Origin of the sequence: Pseudomonas iridis, from assembly GCF_017980685.1 — a bacterium.
Lineage (GTDB): Bacteria > Pseudomonadota > Gammaproteobacteria > Pseudomonadales > Pseudomonadaceae > Aquipseudomonas > Aquipseudomonas iridis.
In genome coordinates, this window is sequence record NZ_JACXXO010000004.1 from 241,767 (window position 1) to 254,914 (window position 13,148).

At 58.2% G+C, this 13,148-nt stretch carries 8 protein-coding genes; 3 read left to right on the plus strand and 5 right to left on the minus strand.

The features are described 5' to 3' along the window. Positions 1 to 107 precede the first annotated feature (107 nt). Positions 108 to 1,025 (plus strand): transcriptional regulator MetR, encoded by a 918-nt coding sequence (gene metR / locus IEQ42_RS10295; protein WP_042560760.1) that lies wholly within the window; start codon positions 108 to 110, stop codon positions 1,023 to 1,025. A gap of 19 nt (positions 1,026 to 1,044) precedes the next feature. On the opposite strand, the gene IEQ42_RS10300 is transcribed toward metR, so the two are convergent. Genes IEQ42_RS10300 through IEQ42_RS10310 form a run of 3 tightly spaced genes read right to left on the minus strand, consistent with a single transcriptional unit; the run spans position 1,045 to position 2,650 of the window. Further along, complete coding sequence (locus IEQ42_RS10300; RefSeq protein ID WP_210703436.1) at positions 1,045 to 1,551, minus strand: GNAT family N-acetyltransferase; 507 nt, start codon at positions 1,549 to 1,551, stop codon at positions 1,045 to 1,047. 1 nt (position 1,552) lies between these two features. Continuing rightward, a complete protein-coding gene (locus tag IEQ42_RS10305) occupies positions 1,553 to 2,191 on the minus strand; it encodes a LysE family translocator (protein ID WP_210703437.1) in 639 nt (212 codons plus the stop codon). 24 nt (positions 2,192 to 2,215) lie between these two features. After that, positions 2,216 to 2,650: an NUDIX hydrolase gene (locus IEQ42_RS10310; RefSeq protein ID WP_210703438.1), complete on the minus strand. Its 435-nt coding sequence runs from the start codon at positions 2,648 to 2,650 to the stop codon at positions 2,216 to 2,218. A gap of 280 nt (positions 2,651 to 2,930) precedes the next feature. On the opposite strand from IEQ42_RS10310, the gene IEQ42_RS10315 reads away from it, so the two are divergent. After that, on the plus strand, positions 2,931 to 4,550 hold the full coding sequence (locus IEQ42_RS10315; RefSeq protein ID WP_210703439.1) for an FMN-binding glutamate synthase family protein: 1,620 nt from the start codon (positions 2,931 to 2,933) through the stop codon (positions 4,548 to 4,550). Between the two features lie 112 nt (positions 4,551 to 4,662). Here the strand turns inward: IEQ42_RS10315 and IEQ42_RS10320 are convergent, their stop codons facing one another. Both IEQ42_RS10320 and IEQ42_RS10325 read right to left on the minus strand, forming a co-directional pair. Beyond that, positions 4,663 to 6,084 carry an amino acid permease gene (locus tag IEQ42_RS10320; protein WP_047302939.1) on the minus strand — a complete coding sequence of 474 codons (1,422 nt, stop codon included), beginning with the start codon at positions 6,082 to 6,084 and terminating at the stop codon, positions 4,663 to 4,665. 336 nt (positions 6,085 to 6,420) lie between these two features. Continuing rightward, positions 6,421 to 9,603: a dermonecrotic toxin domain-containing protein gene (locus IEQ42_RS10325; RefSeq protein ID WP_210703440.1), complete on the minus strand. Its 3,183-nt coding sequence runs from the start codon at positions 9,601 to 9,603 to the stop codon at positions 6,421 to 6,423. A 289-nt stretch (positions 9,604 to 9,892) separates the two neighbouring features. Here IEQ42_RS10325 and IEQ42_RS10330 point away from each other — a divergent pair, with 289 nt between their 5' ends. Further along, positions 9,893 to 13,015, plus strand: a complete 3,123-nt coding sequence (locus IEQ42_RS10330) for a transglycosylase domain-containing protein (RefSeq protein ID WP_210703441.1) — start codon at positions 9,893 to 9,895, stop codon at positions 13,013 to 13,015. The last annotated feature ends 133 nt before the right edge of the window (positions 13,016 to 13,148 follow it).

The following is a 13,148-nucleotide window of genomic DNA, read 5'->3' on the forward strand; positions in this document are numbered from 1 at the left end:
GTGTGCTCCATTGCATAAAAGATGGCGCCATTGTCGACAGCCAAACCAACATGAGACAAACTCAACCTTTTCGTGTTGATCACAAGTTTTTCTCATGGAGCCAGCCGGTGCTTGAAATCCGTCACCTGAAAACCCTGCACGCCCTGCGCGAAGCCGACAGCCTGGTCGATGCCGCCGACCGTCTGCACCTGACCCAATCGGCACTCTCGCACCAGTTCAAGGAGCTTGAAGAACGCCTGGGCATGCAGTTGTTCGTACGCAAGACCAAACCGGTGCGCTTCACCAGCGCCGGCCTGCGCCTGCTGCAACTGGCCGACGCGACCCTGCCACTGCTGCGCGCCGCCGAGCGCGACATCAGCCGCTTGGCCGGCGGCACGGCCGGGCGTTTGCACATGGCGATCGAATGCCACAGTTGCTTCCAGTGGCTGATGCCGACCATCGACCAGTTCCGCGATGCGTGGCCGGAAGTAGAACTCGACCTCGCTTCAGGCTTCTCCTTCGCGCCGCTGCCGGCCTTGGCGCGTGGTGATCTGGATCTGGTGGTGACCTCCGATCCGCAGGAAATCGCCGGCATCACCTACGTGCCGCTGTTCACCTACGAAGCCATGCTCGCGGTGGCCAATCAGCATGCGCTGGCGAGCAAACCGTACATCGTGCCCGAAGACTTGCTGACTGAAACGCTGATCACCTACCCGGTAGAACGCGACCGACTGGATATCTTCACGCGCTTCCTCGAACCGGCCGACATCGAACCGGCGCAAGTGCGCACCTCGGAACTGACGGTGATGATGATGCAACTGGTCGCCAGCGGCCGTGGCGTCTGCGGCATGCCGCACTGGGCGCTGCATGAGTACAGCTCGCGCGGATACGTGAAAGGCAAGCGGCTGGGCGAGAAAGGCTTGTTTGCCACGCTGTACGCAGGGATACGCGCCGACATGCTCGATGCGCCGTACATGCGCGACTTTTTGCTGACGGCCAAGGACACGTCGTTCTCGACACTGGATGGGGTGAGCGCCGTGCGCTGAAACGCTGAATCAAAAGATCTTATTTTCTGGAGAGTTCACACCACATGTGGATCTTGTCGAAGTAGTCTTCGCCTACCCGCACCGCCAGCGGCTCAAGTCCAAACTGGATAAAGCCGCAGCGCTGATACAACGTGAACGCTGCGTCGTTGCCAGCAGTCACCGTGAGCTGGACAAGCTTCAACTCAGGATGATTGTGCGCCTCGGTCAGTGCCGCTTGCACCAGCTCAAACCCCACACCGTGCTGACGAAAATCTGCCGACACATACATGCCGAACAGCGTGGCCTTGTGTCGGGCCTTCTCGCGTGGCTCGAATGCCAAACCGACAATACCAGCCAGCGTGCCACCCTCGAATGCGCCGAGCACTACATCGAGCTTGCTGGTCAGGCGCGCTTCCCACCAGCTCAGCGGCATCACTGCGCGTTCACGCACGCTGGAGGTGAATGCCTGCGGATGCCGGTCGTAGGCTTCGAGCATCAGTTCCCGATAGGCCAGGGCATGGCTGGCGTCCAGCTTTTCGATCCACATCTCAGGCGGCTCGCCGTTGTTCAAGCATCAAGCGAATGGCCAGACCGCCCAGCACCAGGCCCATGAAATAACGCTGCACCGCAAGCCACGTCGGGTTGCGCACGAACCACGAAGCAATGCCCGCCGCAAACAGCGCAATCAGCAGATTGACGGTGAAACTGACGCTGATCTGGGTCAGGCCGAGGATGAGGCTTTGGACGAACACCGAGCCGTGTTCAGGGCTGATGAATTGCGGAAACACCGAGAGATAGAACACCGCAATTTTCGGGTTCAGGGCACTGGTGAGAAAACCCATGGTGATCAGTTTGCGCGACGAATCCGGCGGCAACTGCTGCGCTTCGAACGGCGAACGCGCGCCGGGTTTCAGCGCCTGCCAGGCCAGCCACAGCAGGTACAGCGCACCGGCCCACTTCAATACTTCATAAGCCATCGGCACCGCGAGAAACACAGCGCTAAGACCGGCAGCAGCGGCAAACATATGCACAAAGAAACCCGCGACCACACCCAGCAACGACGTGACGCCCGCCTTGCGCCCCTGACAGATCGAACGCGAGATCAGATAGATCATGTTCGGCCCCGGCGTGAGGACCATCAGCAACGCGGCAGCAGCGAAAATCAGCAGGTCTTGAAGCGGGATCATGGCGGGCGTCCCTTGCGTTAATGATCAGGCGATTCTGGACAGCGAGGCTCGATAAAACGGCAGGATCAGGTCGCGTGTCAATGGCGCCAGTTCGAGCGCCGGATCAGTGGCCGGATCGACCCAGATGACCTCTTCGATTTCAGCCGCCGGGGAGACTTCGGCATCGATGGTCAGTTGAAAAATTTCTGCCTGTACGACAAATCCCGGTTCATTGGCGGCGGGAGCTGAAAACTGGCCAAGGAACGTTGCCTGTGTGGGGTCGATGACCAATCCCAACTCTTCTTCCAGCTCACGGGCCAGTGCCTGCACCGGCAATTCATCGGCTTCGATCTTGCCGCCCGGTTGCATGAACGCCGTGGTGGCGCGTTTGCGTACCAGCAAGGTCTGGCCGTCGGCGTTGAGCAACAGCGCGGCGGCAATGTGGATGATGCGAGGTGAAACGGCGGATGGACACGTCATGAGGCAGCCACGGGCTCGGAAAAACCGCAAGGATCCCATGCCTGCCCCGCCAACGTCACCTCACACGCCATCACCCTTGTTTCTGTAGCGCCCCTTCTACTTCCTCCACGGGGATATTTCAGTGCGCAGCGAACTCGGGGCTGGCACCACGTTCCGCGTGCTGTTGCCGCTGCGTCAGTCTGCTGCCTGACGCCGAAATAGTCAGAAAGTCTCCCTGTTCACGGTTTCTTCGTTGGCGCAGAATCCCAGCTGCCCTCAAGGTCCGAACCAAGGAAACCGTATGAGCCTGTCCCTCCTGAGCCGCTACGCCTTCTTTGCCGTCTGCGTGATTTTCACCCTCGCCAGCCTGCCTTTTCTCGAACATGACTGGCTGTGGCCGATCACTGCCGTCACTGGCGTGCTAAGCCTGCTCGGTCTGTTCGACCTGCTGCAAAGCCCACACGCGGTACGCCGCAACTACCCGATTTTGGGCAACATCCGTTATCTGGTCGAAGGCATTCGCCCGGAGATTCGCCAGTATTTGCTGGAGTCCGACAGCGACGCCCTGCCCTTCTCGCGCGCCCAGCGTTCGCTGGTCTACTCGCGGGCAAAAAATGAAAGCGCCGACAAACCGTTCGGCACGCTGATCGATGTGTACCAATCCGGTTTCGAATTCATCGGCCATTCGATGCGTCCGGCGCCGCTGAGCGACCCGAGCAGTTTTCGCGTCACCGTCGGTGGTCCGCAGTGCACGCAGCCTTATTCGGCGTCGGTGTTCAACATCTCGGCGATGAGCTTCGGTTCACTCAGCGCCAACGCCATCCGCGCACTGAACCAGGGAGCGAAGCTTGGCAACTTTGCCCACGACACCGGCGAAGGCAGCATCAGCCCGTATCATCGTGAACACGGCGGCGACCTGACCTGGGAGCTGGGCAGCGGCTATTTCGGGTGCCGCACCAGCGACGGTCGATTCGACCCGGAGCGCTTCGCCACCCAGGCGCAGAACCCACAAGTACGCATGATCGAAATCAAGATGAGCCAGGGCGCCAAACCGGGCCACGGCGGGATCCTGCCCAAGCACAAAGTCACCAAGGAAATCGCTGAAACCCGCGGCATCATGATGGGCGAAGACTGTGTGTCGCCGTCACGTCACAGCGCGTTTTCCACGCCGATTGAACTGATGCATTTCATCCAGCAACTGCGTGAACTGTCCGGCGGCAAACCGGTGGGTTTCAAGTTCTGCCTCGGCCATCCATGGGAGTTCATGGGCATCGCCAAAGCCATGCTGGAAACCGGCATCCTTCCTGACTTCATCGTCGTCGACGGCAAGGAAGGCGGCACCGGTGCCGCACCGGTGGAATTCACCGACCACATTGGCGTGCCGATGCGCGAAGGGCTGCTGTTCGTGCACAACACGCTGGTCGGTTTGAATCTGCGCGACAAGATCAAACTTGGCGCCAGCGGCAAAATCGTCAGCGCCTTCGACATCGCCAGCGTGCTGGCCATCGGCGCCGATTGGGCCAACTCGTCACGCGGCTTCATGTTCGCCATCGGCTGCATCCAGTCGCAGAGCTGCCACACCAACAAATGCCCGACCGGCGTCGCCACCCAGGACGCTCTGCGCCAACGCGCGCTGGTCGTGCCGGACAAGGCGCAGCGGGTCTACAACTTCCATCGCAACACGCTCAAGGCGCTGGCAGAAATGCTCGCCGCCGCCGGCCTCGATCACCCCTCGCAACTGTCGGCCAAGCACCTGGTACGACGCATGTCGGCGACCGAGATCAAGCTGTTCTCGCAGTTGCATGTATTCCTGAAACCGGGGGAGTTGCTGACCGGAGAAGTGAATGGCGAGTTCTATTCGCGGATGTGGCAGATGGCGCGGGCGGACAGTTTTGAGCCGCAGGAAGTGGCGGCGGCCTGAGTACAGAAAGCGCCAGCCTGACGCACCGGCCGGCGCATTTTTCCCAATTGTTTGATCCACAAAAAAAGCCCCGATCTCTCGACCGGGGCTTTTGTGTTTCAGCTCTTACAACTTACGAAGCCGAACGCACCGCACCTTGCGACACATTGGTCGGTTGTAGCTTGAACACGTAGAACAATACGGTCAGTAGCAGCAAAAACGCCGGGCCCACATAAAGCGCCACACGAGTGTCCGGGAAGTACGCCATCAGGCCGACTACCAGCACCAGGAAGGCCAGCGCAAAGTACGAACTGATCGGGTACAGCCACATTTTGTATTTAAGTGCGGCGCGTTCGCTGGCGCTCAGGCCTTTGCGGAATTTCAGCTGCGCCAGCAGGATCATCACCCAGGTCCAGATCGCGCCGAATGTCGCGATCGAGGTTACCCAGACGAAGACTTTTTCCGGCACCAGATAGTTGAGCAGCACGCCCAGCAGCAATGCACCGATCGACAGCAACAGTGCACGACGCGGCACGCCATTGCTTGCGGTCTTGGCGAAACCGGCCGGCGCCTGGCCATTCTGCGCCAGGCTGTAGAGCATGCGCCCGGTGCTGAAGATGCCGCCGTTGCACGACGACAGCGCAGCGGTAATCACCACGAAGTTGATGATGCCGGCGGCAGTCTTGATGCCGAGACGCTCGAAAGTCATCACGAACGGGCTGCCCTGTGTGCCGATCTCGTTCCACGGGTAGATCGACAGAATCACGAACAGTGCGCCTACGTAGAACAACAGAATCCGCCAGAACACCGAGCCGATGGCGCTGGGGATGGTCTTCTGTGGGTTCTTCGCTTCACCGGCGGTCAGGCCGATCATTTCGACGCCGAGGTAGGCGAACATCACCATTTGCAGGGACATCAACACACCGGTCACGCCGTTGGGCATGAAGCCGCCGTGGGCCCACAGGTTGGAAATCCCCAGTGCCACGCCGTCATTGCCGAAACCGAAAGCGATGATGCCGATGCCGCCGATCACCATGGCAATGATCGTGACGATTTTGATCAGGGCGAACCAGAATTCGAATTCACCGAAAGCCTTCACCGCGATCAGGTTGATCGAGCCCATGCTGACCAGCGCCGCGAGGGCCCAGATCCAGCGCGGCACATCGGGAAACCAGATGCCCATGTACACCGCGACGGCGGTGATTTCCGCGACGCAGGTCACCAGCCACAGGAACCAGTAGTTCCAGCCAGTGAGAAAACCCGCCAACGGGCCGAGATAATCTTGCGCATAGCGACTGAACGACCCGGCCACCGGGTTGTGCACGGCCATCTCGCCGAGGGCGCGCATGATGACCAGGATCGCCAGACCGCCAAGAATGTAGGAAATCATGATCGCAGGGCCGGCCATTTCGATGGCTTTGGCCGAACCGAGAAACAGACCGACGCCGATACAGGCACCGAGCGCCATCAGGCGAATATGCCGTTCGCCGAGTTCGCGTTTGAGCGGACCGCCATTAGCGGTTTCGCCGTGAGGCAGGTGATTGCCAACTGGCATAGGGATACAACCTCGTCTTGTTATTGGATATGACCACCGAGAGTCGAAGCGTCGGTCGATAGGCCTTGGCTTGAATGAAACCGCGCCTGCTTCGTGGGCGGACGCGTCTCGCAGGACAACCTGCGAGATCAGCGGGGCGTGCAGTATAAAAAGCTTATGGCAGGGCTTTTCACTCTATAAATCACAAGATTCAGCGCAAGGTCTCGCGTTAACAGCAGATGATGACAAACATCACCTGAGACCTGTGGGAAAGCTCGCCGCCAAAACGGCGGCGAGTATTGCACAACAATGGTGCAGCGTCATTGCCACACACGTCATGGAACAACGGCGAAACGGTTACGCTTTTGTGGAAGTGAGGCGTTCAGAAGAGCGCGCCGTGACCACTGGTTTGCTCATGGATTTTCGGACCATTACTCGCTCAAATACCGTGGCGCGGGATGCCGACTGCCCGAACAGGCCCGGCCTGGTAGTGGAGTAGCGGGAGATAGTTGGCGTGCCCAAAATGGCCTGATAGTGGATATTCCATACGCCGCTCTCGCGGTCATATTTCATAAAGGCAAAACCACCCAACAGGGTGTCGAAGTTACTGTTTTGATCCGCAACGATCCCGTAATCCCGATACTCCATGGCTGCACTTTGACCCCAGCCATGCTCATGGATCGCCAGCTTGTTGTACTGCGCATCTTCTTTGCCGCCTTCAACATGCCTGACGCGCAGCAGATTTTCCTCAAGTTGATCAACCACCAGTGAGCAACCCCCGAAGCCTGGGGTGAATACGTGATCGGGTTCACCCCACCCTGGATTGGCCGGTATGTCGACATACCCTCCCTGAGGAGCCCAGAAACCTGACACCGCATTGGATTGTTCAGGTATTTCACCGGCATCAATGTCGACAATTTTGATCGCGTTGAACTCGCCTTTCACCGCTGCGGAGTATTTGACACGCTGCATCTCGAAAACAAAGTTTGCGCCTCCCTGACGATTTGCCAACCGAGTGCCGATGGCCTTCGAGTAGGGAATTCTCACAGGAGAAAACAAATCCGTATTGATCGGTAATCGTGAAAACTCCGAGACCGACAACGCACTGTTGATCTGAGTACGTTCGGCAATGAATCGCACGTCATGGCGGGGCCCCCAATCAAGCGGGATACCTTCCGCGCCACGCTGTACCCCGGTCGCGATAACCGGCTCCCAAAGACCGTTCGGCAGTCGTTCACGGGTCAATGACGGGCTGGCCGTCGCCAGTACTTCGTCAGTGATCTCATCGACAAAATCCTCTCTCACGGTGTCGCCGATTACCTCGCCCTCAACGTCAGCCTCTGGGCGGCTGCCGCCGCCCAGAGACAGTGGCTGCCATTGGTCCGCAGCGACTTGTATGAGCCGTGATCCTTGAGCCCGGTTGGTATCGGGATCGACGATCACCACGTCGACAATGTCGCTGTTTATCAGGAAGTCGGACCTGACCCAGTACACGGCCACCTTGCCTCTGGCATCGACATTGCGAATGAAAAAGCGCCCGTCGGGACTTCTACTGATGCCTTTGCCGCTCGGGGTCAGATCGCCAATGTCGGACGGTTTGATGGCATACCGACGAAACTCGTCATTGCCAAAGCCCACGGGCTTCAATGCATCCGGTGCCGGCGAGCGGGTCAGCGAATGGTGCCATTGACCCGCCTCATCCTGCTCAAGGAATGGCTGGTAGGCCTCTGGATTGCTCGGATGAGCGATCCGCGACTGCCCGCTGAGCGGATCGACGACTTTCTCGAAAACAGCATCATCCAGCCGAATGTAATGCTTGCCATCAACCCGATATTGCCCCTGCGCATCAGGCTGCAAACCCTCCAGCGACACATGGCTGCGGTAAGGCGCAAGGTCTGGCTTCCACAAGCGCTTTCGCCCGGCGGCGGCTTCAATGGCCGTGAACTCCGTATGCAGGCCGACAAACAAAGGCAGCGTTGCCACGCTGACGCCGATGTTTTCCAGCAGGTCGGTGATGTGCTCCCACCCTGCCTCCTTATCGCCCTTGCTCAACTCCTCGAAACCCTCGAGCAATTCGTACATCAACTGCACGGCCGAGATACTCAGCATCACCACACCCAGCGGCGGGACGGCGAAGGACAACAAATTCAGTGCGACCAGGCCAACGTCCAGAAGTGTTTCGAGCAGCGAGTGAGCATCACGCCCATCGGCATCTTCAGTGGACACGATCGCGTCGGCAGCATCCTGAAAAATCCGTTCGTCGAACTCCCTGCGCAGCGTTGTCCACAGGTCGTAGTGTTGCGCCCATTCATCTCCGGAAGGGTCCAGTACCCTGAACTGCAACAGGAAGTCGACCTCCTTTTTTTGCTGGCGAATACGGTGACCGTAAAGCGGCACGGCGCCACTCGGAGTTGGAACATCTTCGGTAAAACTGTAGTAAAACTTCGCTCGATCCTTATGGCGCATGAACCGACTGAAGAATTGCTGGTAAGCCGACGGCGCCTTGGCGGGATCACTTTCAGCGCGTCGTAAAAACTGCTCGATCAACCGGGTCTTGAGTTCCGTTAGCGTTTTGTAATGCTTGACCGGATGATCGGGATCATCAGGGATGTAGGCAATGAAATCGTTTTTGGCGTAGCCGTCGACCGTTGGTAACAAAGCGTCCCAGACCCCTTCGTCATCAGGGTCGGCGATTTCGAACATGATGCAACTGTGTACAGGCATGCCCGTGAAACTCAGGCTGCGATACCAGACAGGTTTTCCATCGATCCTGACGTTTTTATCACCTTCGACGATCGCCACCAGCGCGTCATAGTGCTTTTGTTCGATATCCTTTTTGCACAGAGCAACGTAACTCGCGGCCTTCAAAGCCGATTTCTGATAAACCACGAACAGATCATTCAGGTTTTCTCGCGCACGGGGCTCATCCCAATTCAATGCCCCCCTTATATGTGCCTGGTACTTTTTACCCAAATCGAGCTGCCGGCATAGACCGACGAATACATTAACATCCAGTTTAATATCCATTATCTTGCCGTCCGAATTGACGGTAAAACAGTTGGGAAATAGAAAGTACACCCGCATATCTGTTTCCGGAAAATTATGTAACGCCGCTTCCAGAAGTGTGACACTCGACAAGTTCCTGTTATCCCCCAACTGGCTGACAGACAGATTTACTCGAACTTTATTTACATCGACGTCCAGCCCCACTTTGTCTTTGATAGCCTTTCTCAGCAGAGGCGCTGCAAATTCATGCGCCGCATTGACGGCGTCCATGCGCTCGTTGAATGCGGTGTGCGCGATAACAGCATTTTCGATGAGGTGTTGCGCATCAGTGCGTTGTCTGGCCGGCAGGCTGGCTAACCAGTCAGGTTGTTCGACCGGGACCTTTTTCAACATGCGCCGATTATCTTTCGACATTTGTTTTATCGATAAAGGCGTGACCGACCTCACAACTTCATAGTTTTCAGCGAGCGCAGATACGTGATCACCTTTGGCAACACCAACACCTGCCACCGGAGAATAGCGAGTTACAAACATACAACATTCCTTGTTCATCGAATTGAGTAGCGAGTGAACAACGAAACTTTCCAAGCACATAGCACGCGCATGTAACCAGAGCTAACCAAACGACAAGAAACAACTTAACAAGTTACACTTGCCATAACTTTCCATCCCCCGTATCAGATCGTTACAGGCTCACCGCTGTCGGCGATGAGACTGAGCCTCGTTCGCGACTGTTGTGAACCTCACAATTTTTTCACCAGCGCCAACCACCGTCTAAGCTTCAGACAAGTCCGATCAATCTGCGTGAATGGATCAATCGACTATGGGCGCTTTGTGGCAAACCGATTCGAGTAAAGCCGTGGTTCCGACTGAACGTGTGGATGATCAAGCGCCTGTCCCTGAAAAACCCCGCCGCAGCCGGCACGGGTGGAAGGCTTTCTGGTTGTTGCTGCTGATTATTGCGGTGGTGGTAGGGCTGGGTGCGTCCAAAGAGATGCGCACCTCGCGCTTTCAATCCCGTGAACTGAGCCAATATGCCGCCTCGCTGACCTACAAGCTGGAACCCGGCCCCAGTGAAGCGATTCGCTATCCGGGCAATGGCCCGTTCGATTTGCGCCTGGGTTACAGCTCACTGGATGAATTCCTGCCGCGCCTGATCAAGCGCAATTACGTGATCACCGAGCAGGCACGTTTTTCACCCGCCCTGCTCAGCTACACCGACAAAGGCCTGTTTGTGCCTTTTTCCGAGAAGATCCAGGCCGGGTTGTCGATCACCGATTGCCGCGCCGCGCCGCTGTACAAGTACAACTATCCGCAACAACTGTATTCGAACTTTGCAGCGATTCCGCCGGTGGTGGTCAGCAGCCTGCTGTTTATCGAAAACCGCTTTCTGCTCGACCCCAAACAACCGCTGGCCAACCCGGCAGTGGATTGGCCACGGTTCGGCATGGCCGCCTGGTCACAAGTGGCGAAGGTGCTTCACCTGCCCGGGCAATCGGCGGGTGGCAGTACGCTGGCGACGCAACTGGAAAAATATCGGCACTCTCCTGAAGGCCTGACGGCGTCCGGCGCCGAGAAGATCCGTCAGATGATTTCCGCCAGCGTGCGTGCGTATCAGGACGGCCCGCAAACCCTGGGTGCACGGCAAAACATCATTCGCGATTATCTGAATAGCGTGCCGTTGTCCGCCGTACCGGGCCACGGTGAAGTCCACGGCATGGCTGAAGGTTTGCGGGTCTGGTACGGCACTGATTTCGTCAGGGCCAACGAGCAGCTCAACAGCCCGCAGACCGACCCGAAAACCATGGCCGACAAAGGCCTGGCCCTGCGCGAAATGCTCTCGCTGATGATCGCCCAGCGCCGCCCATCGTATTACCTGACCAGGGGCCGTGAAGAACTCGCCAACCTCACCGACAGCCATTTGCGCCTGCTCAAGCAGAGCGGCGTGATCGACAGCGCGCTGGCCGATGCTGCACTGGCCAGCACCGTCAGCTATCGCGACTGGCAGACCCAACCGACGATTCAGCCAATCGAAACCAACAAAGGCATCAGCGCTGCCCGCAGTCGTCTAGCGAGCATGCTCAACCGGCCCCTGTATGACCTCGACCGGCTCGATCTGTCGGCCACCAGCACCTTGCAAGGCGAGCTGCAATCCCAGGCCACCGCCTACCTGAAGAAGCTCGCCGACCCGGCCTACGCCGCAGAAATCGGTTTGCTGGGAGAGCGTTTGCTGACGCCGACCAGCACCACTCAGGTGCGCTACAGCTTCACCCTGTTCGAGCTGACCCCGGACGGATCACGTGTGCGGGTGCAGACCGACAGCACCGACCAGCCGTTCGACATCAACGAAGGCAGCAAGCTCGAACTGGGCTCGACGGCGAAGATGCGCGTGCTCACTACCTACCTGCAAATCATCGCCGAGTTGCACGACAAGTACGGCGCCATGGGCGTGCCGGAACTGAAAAAGGTCGAGGTGCCGGAGCAGGATCGCCTCAGCCGCTGGGTTGTCGATTACCTGATCCAGAACAAGGATCACGATCTGTCGACGCTGCTCAGTGCAGCGCTGGATCGCAAATACTCGGCCAGCCCCGGTGAAGCGTTTTTCACCGGTGGCGGCCTGCACAGGTTCAACAACTTTCGCAAAGAGGACAACGGTCGCCTGCCGACCCTGCGCGATTCCCTGCGCGAGTCGATCAACCTGCCGTTCATTCGGCTGATGCGCGATATCGTGCGCTACACCACTTACTCCGGCCCCAATAGCAGCGCGGAGTTGCTCAAGGATGATCGTGACCCACGGCGCCAGGAATACCTGGCGAGTTTCGCCGATCGCGAAGGCACTTCGTTCCTTCTCAAGTTCTGGAAGAAATACCGCAACAAAGACACCCAGGCGCGGCTCGAAACCTTCCTCGACAGCATGCGCCCGACCCCGATCCGCATGGCCGCCGTGCACCGTTATCTGTTGCCGAACGCCAGTCAGGAAGACTTCAACACGTTCGTGCGTTCACACCTCAAAGGCGCCAAGCTCGACAAGAAACTGACCGACGACCGCCTTATCCGCCTTTACGACGCCTACGGCCCGGGCAGCTTCGATTTGCCCGATCAAGGCTTCATCGCCAAGGTTCACCCGCTCGATCTGTGGCTGATCGGCTATCTGCTGAATCACCCGGACGCGACCTTCACCCAGATCGTCAAGGCCAGTCAATTCGAACGCCAGGAAGTCTACAGCTGGCTGTTCAAGAGCAAACACAAGGGCGCGCGCGACACTCGCATCCGCACCATGCTCGAGATCGAGGCGTTTCTTGAGATTCATCAACGCTGGAAGCAAGTCGGCTACCCGTTCGATCACCTGGTGCCGTCGCTGGCCACCGCCATCGGCAGCTCCGGCGATCGACCGGCAGCGCTGGCCGAACTGATCGGCACCATCCTCAATGACGGCGTGCGCATGCCGACCCTGCGTATCGACAGCCTGCATTTTGCCGCCGACACCCCTTACGAAACCCGACTGGTCAACGACCCGCACGTCGGCAAACGAGTCATGCCGTCCGAAGTCGCCAACGCCATGCGCGAAGCGCTTTCGCAAGTGGTAGACGCCGGTACAGCCAAACGTGTTTCCGGCAGTTTCAAACTCGCGGATGGCACCCCACTGGCCATGGGTGGCAAGACCGGTACCGGTGACAACCGTATCGAAGCCATCGGCTCGGGTGGACGCATCCTCAGTTCGAAGTCGATCAACCGCACCGCGACCTTCGTGTTCTACATCGGCGATCACCATTTCGGCACCCTCACCGCATACGTTCCGGGGCGTTCGGCGGAGAACTTCAAATTCACCTCGGCCTTGCCGACGCAAGTGCTCAAGGGCATGGCGCCGATTCTCACGGCGTATCTGCAACCGGGTAGCGACTCGCAGTGCCGCCCGGTTGAAGGTTCAAGCGTTGCACGCCTGTAGCAACACTGATTGGCGCGCCGGCAGGTGGTAGCCAGTTATTTTTCAGATTCAAATACTCCGCGGATAAACGGGTAAAACAGCCGCTGGTGCGGCAACTTTTAGACTATTGTTTTGCCCTCCAACGGATAGGCTG